The organism is Catenulispora sp. GP43, assembly GCF_041260665.1.
Classification (GTDB): domain Bacteria; phylum Actinomycetota; class Actinomycetes; order Streptomycetales; family Catenulisporaceae; genus Catenulispora.
This window is the reverse complement of the sequence record NZ_JBGCCT010000007.1, coordinates 65,476-86,272: the sequence shown is the minus strand read 5'-3', so window position 1 is coordinate 86,272 and position 20,797 is coordinate 65,476. Positions and strand designations below refer to the sequence as shown.

The 20,797-nt window shown below is 66.8% G+C and carries 17 protein-coding genes and 2 pseudogenes; 2 read left to right on the top strand and 17 right to left on the bottom strand.

Annotation, left to right across the window (positions count from 1 at the left end; genetic code table 11):
• Positions 1 to 30 precede the first annotated feature (30 nt).
• The gene (locus ABH926_RS16215) at positions 31 to 3,912 is read right to left on the bottom strand and encodes a ricin-type beta-trefoil lectin domain protein (RefSeq protein WP_370366415.1); all 3,882 of its coding nucleotides are present in this window, start codon (positions 3,910 to 3,912) and stop codon (positions 31 to 33) included.
• 241 nt (positions 3,913 to 4,153) lie between these two features.
• On the opposite strand from ABH926_RS16215, the gene ABH926_RS16210 reads away from it, so the two are divergent.
• The gene (locus ABH926_RS16210) at positions 4,154 to 7,639 is read left to right on the top strand and encodes an AAA family ATPase (RefSeq protein WP_370366414.1); all 3,486 of its coding nucleotides are present in this window, start codon (positions 4,154 to 4,156) and stop codon (positions 7,637 to 7,639) included.
• A 594-nt stretch (positions 7,640 to 8,233) separates the two neighbouring features.
• On the opposite strand, the gene ABH926_RS16205 is transcribed toward ABH926_RS16210, so the two are convergent.
• From ABH926_RS16205 to ABH926_RS16145, 13 genes and pseudogenes are all read right to left on the bottom strand, one after another.
• Complete coding sequence (locus ABH926_RS16205; RefSeq protein WP_370366413.1) at positions 8,234 to 9,691, bottom strand: recombinase family protein; 1,458 nt, start codon at positions 9,689 to 9,691, stop codon at positions 8,234 to 8,236.
• Positions 9,692 to 9,829: 138 nt separating this feature from the next.
• Complete coding sequence (locus ABH926_RS16200; protein ID WP_370366412.1) at positions 9,830 to 11,272, bottom strand: hypothetical protein; 1,443 nt, start codon at positions 11,270 to 11,272, stop codon at positions 9,830 to 9,832.
• Positions 11,273 to 11,995: 723 nt separating this feature from the next.
• Positions 11,996 to 12,253, bottom strand: a complete 258-nt coding sequence (locus tag ABH926_RS16195; RefSeq protein ID WP_370366716.1) for a transposase family protein — start codon at positions 12,251 to 12,253, stop codon at positions 11,996 to 11,998.
• Between the two features lie 82 nt (positions 12,254 to 12,335).
• Positions 12,336 to 12,569: pseudogene (locus ABH926_RS16190) on the bottom strand (transposase family protein); the annotation flags it as partial.
• Positions 12,570 to 13,059: 490 nt separating this feature from the next.
• Positions 13,060 to 13,326 carry a hypothetical protein gene (locus ABH926_RS16185; protein WP_370366411.1) on the bottom strand — a complete coding sequence of 89 codons (267 nt, stop codon included), beginning with the start codon at positions 13,324 to 13,326 and terminating at the stop codon, positions 13,060 to 13,062.
• A 121-nt stretch (positions 13,327 to 13,447) separates the two neighbouring features.
• Positions 13,448 to 13,723, bottom strand: coding sequence for a hypothetical protein (locus ABH926_RS16180; RefSeq protein WP_370366410.1), 276 nt, complete (start codon positions 13,721 to 13,723; stop codon positions 13,448 to 13,450).
• A 296-nt stretch (positions 13,724 to 14,019) separates the two neighbouring features.
• A complete protein-coding gene (locus ABH926_RS16175; RefSeq protein WP_370366409.1) occupies positions 14,020 to 14,484 on the bottom strand; it encodes a hypothetical protein in 465 nt (154 codons plus the stop codon).
• 178 nt (positions 14,485 to 14,662) lie between these two features.
• Entirely contained in the window at positions 14,663 to 15,463 is an 801-nt protein-coding gene (locus tag ABH926_RS16170) for a hypothetical protein (RefSeq protein WP_370366408.1), read from the bottom strand.
• Positions 15,464 to 15,739: 276 nt separating this feature from the next.
• Positions 15,740 to 16,282, bottom strand: coding sequence for a hypothetical protein (locus ABH926_RS16165; RefSeq protein WP_370366407.1), 543 nt, complete (start codon positions 16,280 to 16,282; stop codon positions 15,740 to 15,742).
• A complete protein-coding gene (locus ABH926_RS16160; protein ID WP_370366406.1) occupies positions 16,275 to 16,442 on the bottom strand; it encodes a hypothetical protein in 168 nt (55 codons plus the stop codon). The genes ABH926_RS16165 and ABH926_RS16160 overlap by 8 nt, the downstream gene beginning before the upstream one ends.
• On the bottom strand, positions 16,435 to 16,899 hold the full coding sequence (locus ABH926_RS16155) for a DUF6228 family protein (RefSeq protein ID WP_370366405.1): 465 nt from the start codon (positions 16,897 to 16,899) through the stop codon (positions 16,435 to 16,437). Before ABH926_RS16155 ends, ABH926_RS16160 begins: the two co-directional genes overlap by 8 nt.
• A gap of 101 nt (positions 16,900 to 17,000) precedes the next feature.
• Positions 17,001 to 18,167, bottom strand: a complete 1,167-nt coding sequence (locus ABH926_RS16150; protein ID WP_370366404.1) for a DNA gyrase subunit B — start codon at positions 18,165 to 18,167, stop codon at positions 17,001 to 17,003.
• 315 nt (positions 18,168 to 18,482) lie between these two features.
• The gene (locus tag ABH926_RS16145) at positions 18,483 to 18,725 is read right to left on the bottom strand and encodes a hypothetical protein (protein ID WP_370366403.1); all 243 of its coding nucleotides are present in this window, start codon (positions 18,723 to 18,725) and stop codon (positions 18,483 to 18,485) included.
• A 43-nt stretch (positions 18,726 to 18,768) separates the two neighbouring features.
• Between ABH926_RS16145 and ABH926_RS16140 the strand changes: the two genes are divergently transcribed.
• Entirely contained in the window at positions 18,769 to 19,254 is a 486-nt protein-coding gene (locus tag ABH926_RS16140; protein WP_370366402.1) for a hypothetical protein, read from the top strand.
• Between the two features lie 14 nt (positions 19,255 to 19,268).
• Here ABH926_RS16140 and ABH926_RS16135 read toward each other — a convergent pair.
• The 3 genes and pseudogenes from ABH926_RS16135 to ABH926_RS16125 all read right to left on the bottom strand — a co-directional run.
• Positions 19,269 to 19,738: pseudogene (locus ABH926_RS16135) on the bottom strand (macro domain-containing protein); the annotation flags it as partial.
• Positions 19,739 to 20,005: 267 nt separating this feature from the next.
• The gene (locus ABH926_RS16130) at positions 20,006 to 20,383 is read right to left on the bottom strand and encodes a hypothetical protein (RefSeq protein ID WP_370366401.1); all 378 of its coding nucleotides are present in this window, start codon (positions 20,381 to 20,383) and stop codon (positions 20,006 to 20,008) included.
• Positions 20,384 to 20,516: 133 nt separating this feature from the next.
• Positions 20,517 to 20,711, bottom strand: a complete 195-nt coding sequence (locus ABH926_RS16125; protein ID WP_370366400.1) for a hypothetical protein — start codon at positions 20,709 to 20,711, stop codon at positions 20,517 to 20,519.
• Positions 20,712 to 20,797 lie beyond the last annotated feature (86 nt).

Here is a 20,797-nt window from a genome sequence, read left to right as displayed (position 1 = left end):
CGGAAATCGCCAACCCTGTCGGTGATTGCGTTACATGCTGGTGAGTTTGAACATCTGGTTGGCTGACCCCGTGCAGGAGCTGAGGATCATGAGGAGGCCGGTCAAAGCGTGGGTTAGGCATTGGTCCGTGGGCGGGTTGTACAGGTACCCGGCGACGCTGTAGTAGAAGTATTGGTTGGCGGCGCCTGGGGTGCAGGTTTGCACTGTGACGTTGGTGCCGGTTCCTGGGGCGGTGAGGCAGCCGGTTCCTTGTCCGGCAATGGCGGTGGTCACGGTTTCGTTGCCGTTGTAGGTCCAGTCCTCGGACTGGCTGCTTCCGCATGTTGTGAGGGTCGTGCTGGCGCCGAGGCCGGGGCTCTGATCGAGGCATTGGCTCTGGTTGCCCTGCTGCTGGATGTGGCCTTCGGTCCACGGCAAGGTGAGGGTCTGGGCCGTTGACCGGGTGCACGGAGCCAGGGCGGCCCGCTGCCCGTTGACGAGGGTCAGGCACTGGGCGTTGAGGGTGCTGACGATCATGCCGTTGGCTGTCGTCCACGACTGGCTGGGGTCGTACACCTGGACGGTGGGCCAGCACGGGCCTTCGCTGACGGCGGTGATGCTTGCGGCCGTCAGGCATTGGGTCACGCCGGCCGAGGTGAAGCTGATAGTGCCGTTGGCGTTGAGTGACCAGTCCTGCGTGAATTCCGCGGCCCGGCAGGCGTAGCCGTCGACAGTGCCCACGTCCCCGTCGAGGCAGGTGGTCGGGTCATTGGCCAAGGTGATAGTGCCGTTGGGCACCGGGAGGGCCCATTGCTGAGTGGGGTCGGCGCCGTTGCAGCTCTGCAGGCTCATGCCGGTTGCCCCGGACGGCCCGGTGGGTGGCTTGTTCGCCAGGCACAGGCCGCTGAAGGGGTTAACGAGGGTGCCGTTGGGTAGTTGCTGCCACCGCTGGACGGCAGCTGCGCCGCTGGTGCAGGGCAAAAGGTAGGCCCAGGTGCCGGGGGTGGCGCTGGCGTTGTAGCTGGTCAGGCAGGTGTTGAAGTCGTTTCTGATGGTGCCGTCGGGCAGCAGTGACCAGAACTTGTTGGTACTCGCGTAGGGGGTTGGGGCCGCCGGGCACGCTCGGAGCAGGATCGGAGCTCCGCCCGTGGGGAGCGTGCCGTCGGCCATCATTGTCGGGTCAAGGCACTGGCCGGTAGCGGGGTTGCTGATCGGGCCGAACGCGGGAAGCGTGCCGGTGGTCCCCTGGGGTACTTGCCATAGCTGTGTGGGGCTGCCGGTGCAGGTGACCAGGCTCATGCTCGGCGGGGAGCCGCCGCTGGTGTTGGTCGTCGAGTCCAGGCACATGCCGGTGACAGGGTTGACGATCCACCCGGCGGAGGTCACCCACCATTGCTCGTTCGGGTAGTTCGGGCAGGCGCCGTTCGAGAGGTAGGTGTCTACCCGGTTGCCGCTGACATTGGTCTGGGCGTTGTTGTCCAGGCACGCGCCGTTGGAGCTGTTGCGGATCTTGCTGTCGGCTCCGATCACCCACATCTGCGTGCTGGCACCGGATTGGCAGGACTGGAACGTCAGCTGGTAGTAGGGGTTGGGCCCTGCTTGCACACACTGGTCTTCTGCGCCGGCCTGGGTGATCGGCCCGAAGGCCGGGGTCACTTGATCTCCGGGCACGTTGAACAGCTGCGTGGCAGCTGTGGTGTTGCAGGTTCGCAGGCTCATTCCGGGCCCGCTCCCGGGCGGCGGCGTCTGCGGCTGACTACTCGGTGGCGTGGTATCCAGACATTTGCCCGTGGCCGGGTTGAGGATCTGCCCGTTGGGCAGACCCAGCCATCTCTGGTTGGTGTTGCCGGGGCCGCAGGTCCACAGTTCCACCTGGTTGCCGTTAGCGTTTTTGAATTGATTGTTGTCCAGGCAGTATCCGTTGTCGGTGATGGTCCCGTCACTGTTGGAGGAGAACACCTGCGTGGCATTGCCCAGCGCGCAGCTGTCCATTTGGAGCTGGGTATCGGCGACGATGGGTCCCCCGGATGGGGAGGCGTCCAGGCACTGGCCGGGCTGACTGCGCGAAGTGATCTGCCCGGCGGTCGACCCGGGCGGTAGGCCGATGTTCCACAGCTGGGTGAGGGCTCCGGTGCAGGTCTTCAGGCTCATGCCCGGATAGTTCGCCGACAGGCTCTGGCCCCCGGCGCTGGTGGGCGCGGTGGAGTCCAGACACATCCCGGTCGCCGGGTTGACGATCCGCCCGTCGACGGTCCGGGCCCACTTCTGATTAGACCCCGACCAGCACGGATAGGTGCTGACCCGATTGCCGTCAGTGGTGCCGGCGCCGTTGTTGTCCAGGCACGCCCCCAGGCCGTCGCGCAGTGTGCCGTCCACTCCCAGCACCCAGTACTTGCCCGCGTACCCACTGTCGGTCCCACATGCCCCCAGCGTCAGGTTGGAGGTTCCGGCCGGCCAGCCCCCCGAGGGGGCGGGCGTGACGTTCCCGCCGGGCTGCAGGCAATGGCCCGAGTCGGTGGTCTGCGTGATCTGCCCGTAGGTCGGGGCCGGCGTGCCGGGGACGGTGAACTGCTGGGTGGCCGCGGCGCTGGTGCTGCAGGCCCGAAGGCTCAGCCCCGCGGCCCCCGGTGGCGGGGTGGGGCCACCGGGAGGCCTGGTGTCCAGGCACATCGCCTGCGAGCCGTTGGCGACCGATGCCCGGCTGTACAGGCTGCCGTCGGTCTGAAGCACCCACTGCTCATTGACCGCGCCGGGGGCGCACTCCCACAGGTCGACCGCGTCGCCGTCCCTGGCCCGGCCGCCGTTGTCATCCAGGCACATGCTGCCGTTGGTGATGGTGCCATCCGGGTTGACCGTCCATATCTGAAGGCCCGATAGCGGATCGCAGCTGTTGAGCGTCAATGGTGTGCCGTTGATGACGGCCCCGCCGGCGGGCACCGCGACGTCCAGACACTGGCCAGGCTGGCTGCTCACGCTGAACTGCACGTCGGCCCCGCCCCGCAGAGTGTTGCCGAACTGCACGGGGTAGTGGTCCCCGCCACCGTCGCCCGCATCTCGCAACGTGTTGTCCCCGACGGTTGATCCCCCCAGAGTCTGCAGGATGTGCGCGTTCATGTTGGCCGCGCCATCGTTGGTGACCATGAAGTCCAGCTCGGAGTCCCGGTTTGGGAAGGTTATCTGACGGGAGCGGACGATGCCGGTGCCGACCGGCAGCGTCACGGATATCGCAGTGCCGCCGCTGGTCGTGCCTTGTAGGTTGCGGTTGAAATCGCCGAGAACCGCGTAGTTCTGCCCTGTCATCAGCGTGTCGATGGCGGCGAGCACGTTGTCGGCATCGTTGGACATGTTGTTGCCGTTCGAGCTGGCATGGAGGGTCCACCACCAGCTGTTGTCACTGGACAGCTGGATCCCGAGGGCAGGCCTGCTCCCGGGCGTCGTCGTGCCGTTAGCCTGTGGCTGCTGCGGCAGGATCTGGACGTTGCTGGCCCGGCTCCGCGACAAGATCGCCAGCCCGTTGCGCTGCTGCGGCGATACGAAATACACCCAAACGCCGTTCTGACTGCTCGACCTTCCCATCTCCCAGTAGTACTCGGTCACTGTGTAACCGCTGAGCGTCCACGTGTTGGTGACTGGAAGGGGGCTGACCCCCGGCTCGCTCCCGGCCTCCTGCAACGCGACCACGTCGTAGTTGCCGTTTGGCAGCTGGCTCGTTGCCTTCATCTCTCGGCCGACCATTGCCCATTTGTCGCCATTGCTGCCCTGCATGTTCCAGGACAGTGAATGGTGCCCGCCGATGACGGCGTTGGCCGTCACGGCCGTCAGCGTGATGACTGTGATGGTGGTGGCGATGATGACCGCCATGGCGGTCAGGCCGCGCAGGGCGCGATCGAGCCCGGCTCGGATGCGCGCATGCGGTCTTCGGGTTTTGAGCATGTGAACCCCTTGAGTGGTCGGCCGGCGGCCTGGTGTGAGCGGGCCGCGTTCGGCCGAGACGAGAGTGGTGGCGGGCGTTGACATACGGCGGCCAGGCCGACGTATTGAGACCTGACAGCAGAGCTGCGAAGGGTTTCCTGCACGGCCTGCTGTCGATACCGCGGCAGGCAAGCCGGTTGGTACGTCCCGGCGCTGCGATTCCGCTTCCCCTGTCCGGCCCCGGCTGTGTACATCACAGCGCGTGCCGGCGGACGGACACCAGGCGGAAACCGAAAGGCACCCGGCGGAAAAGCGGCTGGGCAACCGGCAGTACCGGCAGAACTTCCAGGGAAACCGCACCTCTGGTAGCGTCCGCGAAAGATCACCGTCTGCCGGACTCAGAACACTGAATCGCTGGCGCCCCGCCGTCGATGCCGGGCCGCCCGAGTGCCGAGGGAAAAACAGGATGCTGCCAGGGGAAAAGCCGGGTGTTGACGGCGCTGACGGTGCGGCACCGGTTGGCGGGGTCGGCGATGAGCCGGTCGGGCCATCCTCCGGCTCGCTGGGTGGGGTTCTGGTCGGGCTGCGCCGGCGGGCGGGGTTGAGCCAGGAGCGACTGGCGCAGTTGTCAGGGTTGAGCATTCGGGCGATCAGCGACCTTGAACGGGGCCGAACCAGCCGTCCGCAGACTCATACGGTCCAGGTGCTGCTGGCGGCTCTGAAGGCCACCGCGGCCGAGAAGTCTGCTGTGTTGTCGCTGGTGCGTCCCGGCCGGTGCCTGCCTGATGGTCGGGAACATGGGGCCGGCGCTGGGATGCGGGTGCAGGTGGCCTCCGACTCCCAGCACGACACCGCGTGCCCTGCTGCCTTGACCGGGGCGGGCCGTGGGTTGCTTGACCGTGACCAGCAGCTGGCGCAGCTACAGGCCGCGGCCGCGGCGGCGCGCCTCGGGCAGGGCCGGGTGGTGCTGGTCCAGGCCGACGCCGGTATGGGCAAGACCTCGCTGCTGAACCTCTGGGCAGAACTCGAGCAGCATCAGGGCATGCGCCTGGTGTGGGCTGGGGGCAGCGAGATGGAGTCCGGGTTCGCATTCGCGGTGGCGCGTCAGCTCGCCGAGGCGGTGATCGGCCGTGCCGGCCAGGCTGGCCGCGAGCATCTGTTGAGCGGCCCGGCCGAGCTGGCCAGGCGGATCGTGGAGGCCGATGCCGATCTGCCTGGGGCCGATGGGGCGCCGGATGCCTTAGCCGGGTTGCTGCACGGGCTGTTCTGGCTGATGGTGCACGCCTGTGATGACGGCCCGCTGGCCTTGCTGGTTGATGACGTGCACTGGGCGGATCCGCCGTCGGTGCGGTGGCTGGAGTACCTGGCGCGGCGTGTGAGCGGTCTGCCCCTGCTGTTGGTGCTGGCCGCACGGCCGGGCAGCGGCGAGCAGGTCGCCCCGCTGCTGGAGCAGATCGCCAAGGCGCCGGGCTGCCTGCCCGTCGGGCTTCCGGCATTGGCGGCCGGCAGCGTGCAGCAGCTGGTGCAGGCGAGCTTGGGCCCAGCGCAACCGGGGTTCGTCGCGGCCTGCGCGAAGGCCAGCGGGGGTAACCCGCTGTTGCTGGGAGAGTTGCTGCGGTCCCTGGCCGGCAGCGTGGTCCAGCCCGCCGACGACCAGGCGCAGGTGGTGCGGCAGCTCGGGAACCGGATCCTGGCCGGCACCGTGGTCGGGCAGCTGGCCGGGCTGGGCGAGCCAGCCCGCCGTCTGACCCAGGCCCTGGTGGTACTGGGCGACGAACCAGCCTGGCATGTCGCGGCCGAGCTGGCCGGGCTTGGCGAGGCCCAGGCCCGCGAGTTCGGCCTCGCCTTGCAGCGGATCGGAGTGCTGGCCCCTGGACAGTCCGTGCGGTTCGCTCATCCCCTGATCCGCGCCGCCATTGCCGAGGCGGTCCTGGGGCCGGTGGAGCTGGCTGAAGGGCATGGGCGGGCCGCCGAGCTGCTGCACCGCGACGGCGAACCGTCGGCTGTGGTCGCGGCCCACCTGCTGCTGGCAGATCCGGGCGGGCAGCCCTGGCGGGTGGATGCCTTGCGGCAGGCGGCGCGGGTGAGCCGCAGTCAGGGTTCTGCCGAGAGCGCCGTGGTGTATCTGCGTCGGGCCTTGCGCGAACCGGTGCCGGCCGACCAGCGCGCTGCGGTGGTGCTGGAGTTGGGCAGGGACGAGCTGCAGGTCGATGCCTGCGCGGCCTGGCACCATCTGGCGCAGGCCCAGGCGGAGTTGACGGATCCGTACTCCCGTGCCGAGGCAGCCATCCACCTGGGCGCCTCGCTGTATGTCGGGCATGAGCACGACCGGGCCCTGGACGCGCTGGCCCGCGCGGTGCAGGATCTGCGGCACACCGACGACGGCGGCACCGGCATCGCCCGTGAGGCCTCGTGGTTCCTGCAGGCGCAGATGGTGGTGATCGGCCACGACCAGCTGTCCACCCTTCCGGCCGCCCGGGCCCACGCCCGGCGGCTGTTCGACTACCAGCTGGCCGGTGACACACCCGGTGAGTGCGCGGTCCTGGCCGCACTGTCCAACTGGGCCGTCACCGGCGGCGCCAGCGCCGCCGTCACCAACGACCTGCTGGAGCGGGCCCTGCGCGGCGGACTGTCCGCCATCGACCCCTCCCAGGTACTGAACACCCTGGCCGGAGGGGCCTTCCTGGCCACCGACCGCCTCGATGACGCCGCAGCGCGCTTCGAGGCGGTCGCCGACGCCGGACGGCGGCTGGGCTCCTTCCCGCTCATCTCCTCGGCCATGACCTGGCAGCTGCTCGTCCACACCCGCCGCGGCCGGCAGCTGCCGCTCACCCCCGACTTCGGCCATCCCGCCGCCGCGGGATGCGACGGCCTGGAACCCCGGGTCAGGCTGACGCTGATGACCCTGGTCGGGGAGTCCATGCTGGAGGGCGGCGACCTGCCCTCGGCGACTGCGGCACTCGCCCCGGATGCCGATACCGACCGGGTCGGCTGGGGCTGGCAGGGCATGGCACAGCTGGTGCGCGCCCGCCTGCACGCCGCCCGGGGCAATCCCGCCGCAGCCCTGGCCCTGCTGCAGGAATACGGCGCGCACATGAAACGCGCTCAGGTCACCAGCGTGACCTTAACGCCCTGGCGGTCACAAGCGGCGATGCTGCACCTCGCCCTTGGACAGCGCACCGACGCACTTGCCCTGGCCAGCGAGGAACTGGAGCTTGCCCATCGCTGGGGCACGAACCGAGCCATCGGCGTAGCCTCACGCACCCTAGGCACCATCCAGGGCGGGGGCGAGGGAAAGACCCTACTGCGCGAGGCCGTGACACTGTTGGAAGACTCCCCTGCCCGCCTGGAATTGGCTCGCGCCCACTTCCAGCTCGGAGCCGCACTGGCCCGCGACGGCTATGCCGATCAGGCCCGGCACTGCCATACCCAGGCCCTCGACCTCGCCGACTCCTGCGGCAGCCGTCGGCTGGCCAGCCAGGCACGCCAGGCGTTGACCGCACAGGGAGTGCGCCCGAAACCCGCACCGCCGGCGCCCCCGAGCCTAACCCTGACTGAGCACCGGATCCTGGAGCTGGCCCACGCCGGCCACACCGACCGCCAGATCGCCCAGGCCCTGCTGCTCACCCCGCACGAGGTGACCGCCCTGATCGAGCAGACACGCCGCACGCGCGCGATGACCGCCAGCCACCACAGCGCAGTCGGTCAGGCACTGCCACCAACCAGCACCAGGCAAACACCGCCATGAGAGTACAGAGCCTGGCTCCGGCAATCCCCGCCGAAGCTGAAAACCCTTTAACGTTGTCCCTGCCGATAATTCCATCCATGCAGCTCAGGCCACGTGCCGATACTCGCGGAGGGTTCCGCCGAGACGGTCGTGTCGCCGGATGTCCAAGTGTGCGATCCGGTCTGGATCGGTGAGCGGCTCCGGCACATCGCGTAGCGGAGCCGCTTGGCGCTGAAGGTGCCGAGAGGTCCATCCGTTCAGTTCAGGCGTCACTGCCGAGCCATACACAAGCGTACCCACGAAGATCACCGATCCGGTATTTCGAGGGCCGCCCCATGGCGGCCCTCGAAATCGGAACGAGCCCGCACACTCTCAGAAGTGGAGCGTCTCGGCTGCGCTACGCCTTACTCGCCCTGGGCGACCCGCCATGCTTTGATGACTTCGTCCGGCAAGCGGCCGCGATCAGCGACTTGGAGCCCACAGCTGCGCGCCCATTTACGGACCGCAACGGCATCTCCAAGCATTCGCCTCGAAGTGCCGCCGATGCTAATCTCGGTAAAGAATCTGAAGATATTTGGTGGGGTTATGGGGCAAGTCCCCCTCGGACACGTACGACTACAAGATCTCTTCGATCTTGTAGTCGTTTTTCTTTGGCGTCTCCGTAGCGACGGCAATCGTGCCGTAGGTGCTGTCGATCGAGAAAGTGTGACCGGCGGCGTCGTAGGAGATGCGCAGCCCGAGTTCTCGCAGCAGGCTCGCCTGGTCTGTCAGCGTCGGCGGGATGGTTAGCGCCTCGCTGTCGGTCTGCTCGGGGCCGAGGAGCGCGGCCGTGATCAGTTGTGCGAGGTGGGTGGCTATGAGGGCCTCACGGACGTACACGGTGCGTGGGAGGCCGTCGGCAGTGTGCCCGTCGGCGCGCCGGCAGCGGTAGTAGAGCAGGCCGTTGTTGCTGCTGCCTTCCATCCGATGGCCACATGCCGCGCAGACGATCAGTCCGCGCAGCCGGTACTCGGCGACGGCGTCCGACCGGGTGCCTCTGATGGCCTGCACGCGCAGGTAGTCGGCCGTGCTGATGATCGGCGGGTGGGCGTCGGTCTCGGAGTAGATCCATTCCTCGGTGGGGTTGGGGCGGAATGTAGTGCGGTGGCTGAGCCCGGGATTGGTCACGTCCAGGAGTACTTCCGTCTTGGAGGACTTGTTCCAGACTTGGATGCCGGTGTAGCGCTCGTTGGTCAGGATCTGCAGGACCGTGGTCTTCTGCCAGTGCAGGGCGTCGCGGTGCTGGTTGCGATTCTGATCGTGGGCGGACGGGCAGGCGATGCCCTCTTGGTCGAGGATGGTGCAGATGCGTTCCAGGCTGTTTCCGTCCAGGCGCAGTGCGAAGATGCGTCGGACAATCGGTGCGGCGACCGGGTCGACCTCGAGTCGGTGCAGGCGGGCCCCGAGGCTGCGTTGGTGCGGATGTGGGTGTGGGCCGGCGTCGGCGAGCAGGTAGCCGTAGGGCGGCCGGCCGCCCATGTATCGACCCTGGATCCGAGTCAGGGCTCCCATCGAGACCCGCACCCGGCGGCGGGTGCGGGTGATTTCGGCTTTGGCCAGGATGCCGAACATCGCCATGGTCATCGCGTGTGCTTCGTTCTCCGCGTCAAACAGGCCGCCGACCTCGGGCACCCACAGCTCGACGCCGTAGTGCCGGAACACCGGGTACGTAGTGGCGAACTGCGCGTCGTAGAACGCCCGCTGCGGCTCGCCGATCACGATCGCGTCGAACCGACGGTCAGGCTTAGCGATCTCCGCGAGCAGCGCGGCAGCCATCGGACGCTGACCCCAGGGCAGCGTGCGGGAATGGTCGACATCGAAGTACTCCGCGACAATCAACCCATGACCCGCAGTGGCCATGCTCGCCTGATCCCATTGCCAGGCACGCGAGGTCACCGGGTCCTGATGGTCCTCGGTGGAGCAACGGCCGTAGAAGGCGAAGCGGGACCCCAGGGCTGTCAGCGCCTTCCCGGTGACCACCATAGGCGTGCCTGCCAGTCCATGCCGCGGCGAGCTGGGGTCCATCGCTCTCATCGCGGTCACCTTCCGTCACGTGCCGGAACCCTCGGCGCAATGGGGTTCTGCGGGCTTCTCCTTCTGACGTCTCAGATCCGATGTCCGACGACAAGCCGCCGCTTCTATGGCGCTGGGCAGCGCCACAGAAGCGGTTGGTCAGGCCGCATCAGTTGATGGACGACCCTGTAAGTCGGAGACGTCCAACTCGTCAAGCAGACGGCGCATCGCCTCAGGCGGCAGGCTGCTGTTGCGCGCCGCGCGCTCGGCGATGCCATCATCGGGATCGCGGAGCAGTTCTGCCAACCGTTCTGGCGAGAGGTTGGGGTGTCCGGCGATGCTGCGGCGCACGTTGACGTTCGGATCGTGACTCAACTTCAGGACCACGTCGGCGGCGGCAGTAGGGTCGTTGTAGATCAGCCAGCGTTTGTGTTCGTCAGGGTCGTCGGCGAACCGCGCGGCAAGCTGTCCGCGGGGGAAGTTCGGGTGCCCCTGCAGCGCCGCGCTCACAACGCTCTTCCAGTTCAAGAACACGTCGAGGACGACCTCGCCGTCCACGGTCGGCTGGTTCTCGCACAGCAGGATCCGCACCGGGAAGTCGTCGTCCGCGCCGAGGAGGTCAATGACGTCCTGTGGCAGGTCCTTGTTGTAGGCGAGGCTGCGGCGGATCAGGATGTTCGCCGAGCGCGCGAACCGGCGGATCTCGACCGGGTTGACGAGCTCACACGCCCAGAACAGCGGATCGAGTCGGTCCTCGACCCGAACGTGGTAGTCGATCGTCGCGCGCTCGTCTTCGCTCAGATCGGGGCGGGAGGCGACCATCAGCCGAACGCGATGTTCGTCATCGGTCGCGAGACTCTGCGCGATTTCCTTCGGGACGTGGGGGTTGCCGGCCATCGCGGCGCGCTCGGTCGACGTGCCCTCGCGAGCCAGCCGCTCTGCGGTCGAACGATGGATCAGGGCTTGCTTCAGCACATCTTCGTAGGAGTATGACGGCGAGTCTGAACGAGCGATGTAGTCGATGTAGATGTCTGTGGCGTCCGGGTCGTCGCGGCTCGCGTATCGCGCTGCGCGGCCACGAACGTCGTCGTTCTCATCGGCAAGCAGACGTGCCCGAGCCGCCGCGCCCAGGAGATCCCACGCTTGGCAAGCAGCACTCCGCTTGTGCGCGTCCTCATGCTCTGCGAGGCCGGCGAGCAGTTCACGGGACGTGTAGTACGACCCCAGCGCCTCGCTGCGGATCATCTCGTCCGGGTCGTCGATGAGCCGACGCTGGGCCCATTCAGGCAGCGACGGGCTCTGGATCCGGAAGAGATTCGGCCCCATGGCCAGGCAGAGCCGGACGCCCTTGCCGGGATCATCGATGAGCCGGGCCCTCGTTTCGCCGGAGACGAGGCCGTTTTCGGCCAGCGCCATGCGGATCCGCCTCTCGGGGTGAGCGACGATCGCATCGACGACCTCTTCGGGAAACTCCCCACGCCACATCACCCACGCGGCTCTGTCCCACGGCTCGGATGCTTCGTCTGCGAGCAATCGGAGCAGGACGTCCGCCGGCGCGGAGGGGTTCGCCCCGATGGCCTGCAGCAAGTCGCGTCGGCGCATTGCGTCCCCCTGTGGTCACGTCGAACAGCAGCCATAGCCTGCGGAGATCATCTCACGCCGTCAAGGCATGAGTGTCGGCATCCAGCGCTGTCAGGGCTTCGCTCTACGATGCGATCAATCTTTGGCGGGTGCAGATGATATGGAGTGACTTCGTGGGTCAGGCTGTGAGTTGGTATTGCTGCTGGTAGCGGGCTATGTGGCTGCGTTGGTGTTCCTGCTGGAGGTGGTAGCGCCAGTAGGCGTCGAGATCGCCGTTGGAGATCAGGGCCCGGAGTTTGAGGACGGCTTCGGCGCCGGCCAGTGACCAGCGGGCCCCGGTGATGTCTAGGCGGTCGGCGATCAGATGCCTGGCCGCGCCTTCCACGATGCCGGTGGCGATGGGCCAGCCGTTGGCCAAAGCGATGTCGTAGCGCAGGTAGTCGTGTTTGTTTCGCAGGTAGGTGACGGTCTCGCTGATCTTCTTGCGGTCGTCGGGGTCGTGGCGGGCGTCGGCCGCGGCGGCGAGGTAGTCGGTGACGTCGGTGGATCTGCCGTTCAGGATGGTCAGGGCCCATTCGGCCACCGCGGTGTCTGCTACCTCGCCGTCGCCGTGCAGGATGCGGGCGGCGGCGTGCAGATATTGAAGATCCACCATGCTGAATCTGCTGCTCAGTGTGGTGGTGTGGCAGGGTTTGTCGGTGCTCGTGCTGGTGGTGGGCGGCTGTCTGCGGTCTTGATCGTCTGTCACCGGTCGAGTTCGAGGTTCGTCAGTACGAGCAGGGCTCGCAGCAGGTTCGTGGCGCGGGCGGGATCGGTGCGGAGCTTGGTGAGGATCCGCCAGTTCTTCAAATGCGCGAAGCCGTGCTCGACGAGGGCGCGGGCTGCGGAGATCACCTTGCTGGCGGTTTTTTGACCGGTGGTGAGCTTGCGCTTTCTGGTGGCCCCGTAGCCGGTGATCACAACCTGATCCTCGCTGTCGTTGTCGAGGCCAAGGAAGCCCAGGTCGGCCAGGGCGCCGAGGCCGGCGGCTTTTGAGGCGGTCGACGATGTGGTCGTGGCGGGCGGCGGTGATGTCGTGTGTGCGGCCGGGTCTGGCGGCGGAGATCCAGATCAGCCGTCCGTTGTCGTCGGTGAGGGCGAGGAAGTGCAGGCCGTGTCGTTTGTGCTTGCCGGAATAGTTGGGCCGGTTCGCTGTGCCGGTGCGGCGGTGGGTGGGGATGAGGGTGCCGTCGATCAGGGCGACCTCGCCGCCGCGTCGGGCGATCTTGGCCAGGGCCCGGTCCAGGCGCGGGGCCTTGGCCGCGAGCAGGTCGATCACCTCACGAGTCCAGCGGCGGATGGTGGTGGCCGAGATGTCGTTGCCGCCGGCCAGGTCGGCGGCGCGTTGGTCGTGGCGCAGCACCGCCAGCACCAGGACCGCGATCCGACCTGTCGGCAGCGACCGCCAGCGGGACCGGATCGCTTTCAGGTGTTTGCGCAGCAGGTCGGCGATGTAGGTGACGGTGGTCGTGGACAGCGGCAGGCGGCACTGATAGACCAGGGAGACGGCGTCCCCGGCCTGCTCTTTGTTGTTCTTCACACCAACTCATTGGGTGCCGGGGCGCCCCTTACCCGGGACTCCAATCACTGCCCCACTTTGGAGTGATATCAGAGGCCGCATAATCCCTGCTATGCGGGACGTCATCCCGCCAGCCCCAGCACCTTCCGACACCCGGGGCATGAATGTCTGGCGGCCCGTATCCACGTCTTCTATCCAGGTCAGTGTGTGTTTTGCTGTCCATGGCCGACCCGATGACGGTAAGGGATCCTCAGAAGGCGGACGTGAACCGGCCGTCGGCGAGTTTGCGCAGCCAGCCGCGATCGGCGAGCTTGGTCAACTTCCCGCGCAGCGGCTCCAACTTGCCGCGCACCTGAACCGGCAGACCGAGCTTGGCGCCGACCTCCTTGACCTTCACCGGCCCGGCCGCATCGCGCACGATAGCCAAGATCCGCTGGTAGTCCGGCGGCAGCACCTCGGCGTCAAGGCCACCGACACGGGCCGGGATCAGCAGCACCGACCGGCCGATCACCGTCATCGGCGGGTCCGTCCCCGCGTAGAGCGCACTCTTGAACGCATCGGGAACTGCAAGTTCCCGAGGACCTGCCGGTGCGAGCGCGCCGGAGTGCACACTGCTGTGCGGGGTTGCGTAACCATCTTCAGGAATGTTGGCCAGGTGCCCGGGGGTTGACCGAGGCCACACGCGTGCAGGCGATGATCAGCAGCACCCCCACCGGGATCACCACGACCCCGATCAGGATGGTGACGAAGCCGACGACCGCGACTGCCGTCAGAGCGATCGCGAGCGTCCAGGCTGCCAAGGCGGCTGGCCGTGAACCACGTCGGACCGCAAACCACAGCAACAGACCCACTCCGAGTGCTACTACCAGCGGGATCGCCGCGAGGCCGAGGACCGCGATGCCGTCGTGTGCCACCAGTGTGACTCGCGGTTGAGCTGTCAACGCGGGCGCGCCCGCCGGTGTCGGAGTGGGCGTTCCACTCGATGGCGCTACCGAGGTCACTGGAGGGGACTGGACCGTGACCGCCGGAACGAATGCGGCAGCCGTGAGAATGACGGCGCCCACCGCGGCTGCGACTAAGGCAAGACGGACACCCGTGTGAGCCTGTGGCGGGCGGCCGGCCGGGCCGGGATGCGAGAAGGTGTTTTCGGCGTTCATGGATCTCCTGTGGCCGGGGCTTCGCCGAGGTCGGGCCGCGGTGGCATGTGTGCTCAACGCGGGATGTCGATGTACCACTTTCCATCTGCCGATTTCTGAAGCGCGACCTGGAACCCCTTGTTTGTCGAATTCGGATCGGAGTTGGTCACGCATTCCGGCGTTGGCGATGCCGACGAGGTCACCGTGTCGGTTGTCGTGCCCGCAGTCTGCGCGCCAGTCGCCCCGTTCGGACACATGGTTCCAGTGATGGTCACTGTCGCATGGTCCCCTGTGACTGTGGTCGCTCCGGCGGCGAAGTTCCGGCCGCTGACGTGCTTCTGCTCGATGATGGTGGCCAGGGCTTGAAAGCTTCCCCTCCCGGTTGGCAGGACCAACGGTTCCGCGTCCATCGGGTGGTCGGAGAAGATATCGCCCATGTACGCGACGGCGATCGATCCGGGCGAGCCGTCGGTAGTGGTGACCGAGGAGGTATTCGTGGAGCGGGTACTCGCGCAACCGCTGATGGGACCTATCGTCATCAGAGCGGTCAGTACTGCGCAGGACATAGTTATTGAGGAATATCGCATGGGCGATCCGGCTTCCTTCGCGTCGCGGGGCTCTTGGAGGTCTGCATCGTGCGCGGCGTCGGCACCGCGCCGGCGGGTGGCGCACCCGAGGGCGTTCCGCGCCCACCGACGCGGTGCCGACGTGGTTCACTTACGAGCTGCTACCGCCCCCATGGTTCTCTCGGAAGTGCACCAGATCGCTACAGCCGCCGTTGGCACTCTGGCCGTGGCCCCAGCTGTAGGTGCCGTTCGAGTAGCCGTAGATATAAGGGTTCAGATAGAAGTCAGCCGGCGAGTCGTCAAAACCGCACGCCGCATACGCCGATGGCCCCATGATGAAGAGCAGGACGGCTTCGAAGTCGGTGTTGTGCCACGTGTCCGTGACACTCGCCTCGATGGATGTACAGCCGGCACCCACACAGCCGCCCCAGGAGCCGCTGACGCCGGTGCTCGACCAGCCGTCATAGGCGAAGGCGTACGGCACACCGTTGTAACTGGCCCACAAGTTGCTGGAACCATCAGAGTTCCAACTGAGGTTGTTGGCCAGCGAAGTGATGGTGATGTCGGCCGGGTCGACCCAGCTGACTTTCTCGAAGGCAGAGTAGTTGATCAGGTTCGGAATCACTTCGCCCTTCGTTCCCCGCGGAGATGGGCCCATCCCAGTGACCGCGCCAGCGCTGGTGGCCGGAGACGCGGCCCGCAGCGTCGCCAGACCGGATGCCGTCAACGTGCCTTCGATGACCGACTCCTGACAGGTCTTCGGGTTGAACGCGACCTCTTCCGAGTACCCGTTCACCGAACGCGAAGTCGCCTTGGAAGCGCCGTCATCGAACATGCACCCCCCGCCTGCCGCGTGCTTGCCGTTGATGGTCCTCGTCGTCGCTCCCTGCAGATGAAGCGAGTTCGCCAGGACCTTCGTGTAGTGGAACCAACCGTCGGCGCCGACCGTCACGCCCAGGGCGTCGGATGTCGCGGTCGGTGCCTTCGGATTCGGCGCCGGATCACGCGTAGCGGCACTGGCCGTAGCCGGCAACGCCACAGCTGCGACGACGAGGAGCGCGGCCCATCGGAATCCCCGTGTTCTGGGACTCAAACCACCGCGATACACTCTTCTCACCAGGACTTTCCTCCTGTGTCGGATGCTTTCGGGGAGCTCGAACTCACCGAGAGCGCACGCAAGCAACTGAGCGAGCCCTCAGCCGAACCGCGCATCGCCCTGTGCGCGCGGCTACTCGGCGCTGGGGCTGTCCAGATCCACGGTGAACCAGCCCGCATCTGGCGGGCTCCAGCCTGCTGGCAGACAGTCGAGTTTGATGCCGTCGACGTACTCGGCGTCGATCTGCAACGACGCGCCGATGTCGAAGGAGAGAACGAAGCACGTCACGACGTCCTGACGTGCAGGTTCGTGCTCCCATGAGCGGTGATACGCCCGAACGCAGCGGACGTTGCGTCGGCTGCCCAGGAACGGGAAGCCCATTCGGACCAGCCCGACTGCCTCCTGGACACCCTCGTCGCCGTAATCCCAGTGATGTGCCACGAGTTCCGCAGCCGTCAGATAGTGCCAGATGCGCATGTGGTCGCTCTGGCCGTCGGTCTCGATGAGGAAGTAGTCCGTGTCGCCTACCTCGAGGACTACTTCGAAGTCGCTGGTGAAGTACTCCGGGACGCCGTGCGGAGTCCACAACGTGCCACGCCACAGCACATCGGTGATGCCGCGCGCTCTGGCCTGTCGTGCGAGGAACTCCAGCGCCACGAGGTTCGCCTCAGGCATCAACGGCCGCCTCCTGCTGCGGATAGCCGATGTCGGCGACGTCCCTGGGGGCTGTGGTAACGAAGGAGGCCACTATGACTGTTTTTACGTCGAGACCGGTGACGGTGCAGTCCACCCAGCCGGTGCCGCTCAGCGTCCAGCCCAGCTGGAACTCAGACATTGACGTCCGGCTCCAGGCGCAGGAATGCTCGGACGTCGGCGGCCAAGGCCGTCATCTGCTCGCCGGCCTCCAACCAGGTCGTCACCGACGCGCTCCAGCCTCCGTGTCGTGCAGGCCACGGGCGCAGCGTCCAGGTCAGCCCGACGTGGCCGCCGGAGCGGAACACCGCGCTGACGCCGAGGTCGTTTTCGAGCGACCGCCAGCTGCGTTCGCCAGGCCAGCCGTGGAAGTCCCCAGCGAGTTCGTCCAGGAACGCCGGAAGGTTCGGGTGCGGCTCCCAGATCGCCGCGATAGCCTCGTCCACTCGGGCGGTCATTCCTAGGGTGGACGCCTCAACGGCGTAGTGGACGCTGTCCGCGTCGAACTGCCAGCGGTCGCACACACGCACAACCGTCTCGGTGTCCGGACAGCGGATGACCAGGGTCATCGCATCGGAGTCGAAGTGCAGAGCGTTCACCGTCGACACGGTAGATCACGGTGCCGCGGGCCGTCGCGTCTATTCCGGTGTCGACTGACAGGTGTCGGTCATCGGCGTGGTCGCCGGCCAGCGGTGCCGAATCAGTTGTGGGGAGCCTTTTGGATGATCAAGTCGAGAACGGCTGCGGCCTGTTGCGGGTGTTCCTCCAGCCAGTTGTCGAGGTGGTCCGCAACGGCTTGTCGGATATTGGCACGCACTGCGGCGTTGCCCAGCACGTCGCGTGTAGAGCCCTCGAACTCGGGATGTTCCAGCTTCACCGACACGATCGCTGTCAAGCCTTCGCTGATCCGGTCGGTGCTGAGATCGGGGTCGGCCTTCGTCAGCAGCCCCCGCTTCCTTGCATAGGCGGTGACCGCGGCTGTCACCCCGTCATGGAAGCCCAGCATGTGAGTTCCGCCGCCGGGGGTGGGCCGGCTGTTCGCGAAGCTGCGAACCTGCTCCGGTCCGGAGCTGCGCCACCGCAGAGCGACCTCCGTCGTGCCTGTCATCTGCGAGTCGTCCCGCTCGAAGCTGATGATCTCCGGATGAACGGGGGCCGCAGCCTGCTCGTCGAGGAAGGCGACCATCTCGCGCACACCGCCCGGCGAGCGGAATCGAACTGAGCGAGGCTCGGACAGGCGTCGTTCGTCCGTGAGTGAGATGTCCAAGACGCGGTTGAGGAATGCCAACTCTCTGAAGCGCTCGGCAAGCACGTCGAACGAGCACTCCGTGGTCTCGAAGATGTCGGGGTCCGGCCAGAAGCAGATGATGGTTCCGCTGCTCCCTGCCGGTCCCGCGTCTGCGGGAGGAGCGACCGCGACGCCGCGCGCGTACTCCTGGACCTGGCGCCGTCCTTCGCGCTGAACCTCGGCCACCAGCCGGCTTGACAGGGCGTTGACGACCGCAAGTCCCAGGCCGAAAGAGCTGAGCACCGGATATCGCGGTCCGCCTGGACTTCGGCCGATCATCAGCCGAGTCAGTTGGGCTTCGAGACCGGGGCCGCCGGCATCCGAATCAATCTCGAACGGGATTCCGGGTCCGTCGTCGGCGACACGCACGCTGCCGTCGGGCATGAAGGCGATCTCGAGATGGCTGGCGCGGTCGGTCAGGATCTCCTCGATCGCCCGGTCCGCAGCCTCGAACACCACATTGTGGAGACCCCGTTCACCGGTCGATCCGACATACATCCCCGGCCGCTTCCGCACGGCTTCCAAGCCCTCCAATACCTGAAGGTGGCTGGCGTCGTACTTGATGGGTTCCTGGCTCACGATGTCCCCTCCGACAGTGTTCTGCAGGCCGCCTCGATCCTACGTGATTTCTGGAAAAAGGCCAGGTCAGGGCCGAAATCGCGAAGGCGGGAGCGGGTCGGTGAGCGCCTATCGGCAGTCAGCCGAACAGGGGCTGCGGACGTCTGTGTAAGCGCGCGTATGGTCGGTCCAGGGCCGACTATGACGCCATTCCGCGCACCGTGGAGGCCAAGAGTTTGCTGGATTCTGAACACGGCCCAGAGCTCCGGGCGCGTCTGCCTCACAGCCGAGGCGGCGAGCATGGACTGCCGCGAAGTTGACAGAAGTTCTGGGGTTTCAACGGGTAGCGCGAACCTCGCTCGTCGCCACGATGTCGATGGCGACGCGCAGGGGCGTCTCGTCCCAGCCCAGCAACGCACGTGTGATCGCGATCGCCTGGATCACGCTCATCCCGTGCTCGGCTAGCAACACCTGGACGGTTTCCATCCCTTCGGCCGCGAGCACGGGGCGACACTGCTCGACCATGGCGGTCCAGCGCGCCGCCTCTTTGGGAGCCAGCCCCGCGACGTGGTCGAACATGATGACTCCGTTACTGCGTTGCCGCGCTTCGTAGGATGGCGTCGTGTCTGATCGCGAACGATTGTCCCGCTCGTCATTCCGACGACTCCAGCCGATATCGAAGCCCCGGCCGCTGCCCCTCCTGCCGCCCAGGATCTGGTCGGAACAGGACTGGGAGCGGATCCAGGCCGGGTACCGCGCTCGGGATATGGATGAGAAGTGGAACGTGTTCGCCGAGGAAGACGTCGTCTATCTGCACCGCAGTTGGACAGGCCGCGGAATCTACCAGGCGACCTTCAGCCTCGCGGACGGTGGCGGCTACCGGATTGCTCAGGCAGTAGTCGAGGGCGATCCCGAACGCTACCGGTTTGCCGATGACGAATACGACTGCGTCATGCTCGAGCTCGTGTTGAGCGCGATCGTTCTCGGTGAGCCGGCGCAAAAAGCCCGCGAGAAGTTGACCGCCCTGAGCCGGAGGACTGCTGACGGCGCGAACCTCCCGGCCAGCGTCATCCAGCACTCGGCGGTGGGCTTGCGTTCAGATCCGTAGGGTCGGGGTCGCAGGTCGTAGGCCGTCACGGCGATACCGCGGCGGGTGAGGTACTCATCGGTGAGCGGCTCGATCAGCTCCCACCGTCCACCGGCCAGCCCGCAGCCGATCCTCGGCATGTGCACCGAGGCCCCAGGTCGAGAGCGTGCTCCCCCAGGGCGGCCAGCGCCGTCTCGATCGCTGCGTACCGAACCGGAGGATCACCGGGGCCTGGACGATACCCGTGCTGCCCGATCATGTTCGCCACGATCAGGTCCTGGCCCAGCGGCACCAGCTGAACAGCACCCAGAGCAAAGTCGTTCGTCTCCCTCTCGCGGTACCACGAGCGGTAGGCGGCCTCCGGCTCCGGCCAGCGGCGGGAGACCGCGACGACGAACCCCTTGCCTCAACCGCCGGCATCGTTGCAGACATGCGCGATGATCCTCAGGCCGACGCCCTTCGGCGCGGTCGCGTCGCCCACCACGTACTCGATCTCCCCAGCCACGTCGCCGGCGGTAGCGCCGCCTACCAACAATGGCGGAGACCTGTCGCCTCAGCTCCGTAGCGGCCAGGGCTCGGTGGTCTGGGTGGCGGCGAACGGCTGGTGCCTGCTCGGACAGCGCTTGCGGACGCTCACCGGGTGAGGCGGCGTAGGCGTGTCCGTGGGCGGCGTAGAAATTCAGCCACGGATCAAGGCTGAGTTCCTCGCGAGCGAAGCCGATCCAGCCTTCGGTCAGCGACCAACGGGCCAGCCACGGCGGAACGTCCTGAATCAGCTGATACATCTCGTCGTCCAGGACGAAGGTGCGCACGAGCACTCCCCAGGCCTCGGGGCCGTTGCCGTGCTGTTGGCGTACCAGCCTGCGATCCACGCGCCCGGCAGTTCGTCCTGGTCGACGTCCACGCCAAGCACCGGATAGCCGTAGTCCAACGTCGGCGTCCGCGGCGCTGAGCCCGACAGACCGAGGTGGAATCGAAGCTCGTCGACGAACGCGTCCGGCACGTCCGGAGGCAGCCTGAGCGACAGCATCCACTCGTAGTGCAAGCTCAGGAGCCGGTATCCAAGCACAACCCGCCCGGCCGCCGAGCCGTCAAGGTCGTCGATGATCGCCCGGACCATGGCGCCTTCGAGCTTGACGATTATCGGCACCGAGAGCCACGCCTGCGTACACGCAACCGCCGCCCAGGGCCATAGACACCTCGGCGACGTGGTCAATGAGCGCCCCGCGGCTAAAGATTGTTAGCGACGGAAGTCACAGCGCAGTTGCCAGCGTCGCCGAGCTTCACACAACGCCTCGGCCGGGGTCGACGTCACGCATGTCAATTCCGATCCCGATTAGTCGGCCGACCACATCCAACGCCGCCTGTTTTTCGTCGCCGCTACCGCTGAAGCCTGCAGTCAGAACGGTGCGAATGGCTTCTTCGCGACTCGCGACCATGTACAGGTTGAGCGGGTTGCTCGCTGCCCACTCGTTCAAAACCGCCAGGCAAAGCTGAGTGTGGGTGGTCGCCAGGGCCGCTAGCCGATCCAAGACTCCGTCGACCGCTTCGACATGCCCGGCTG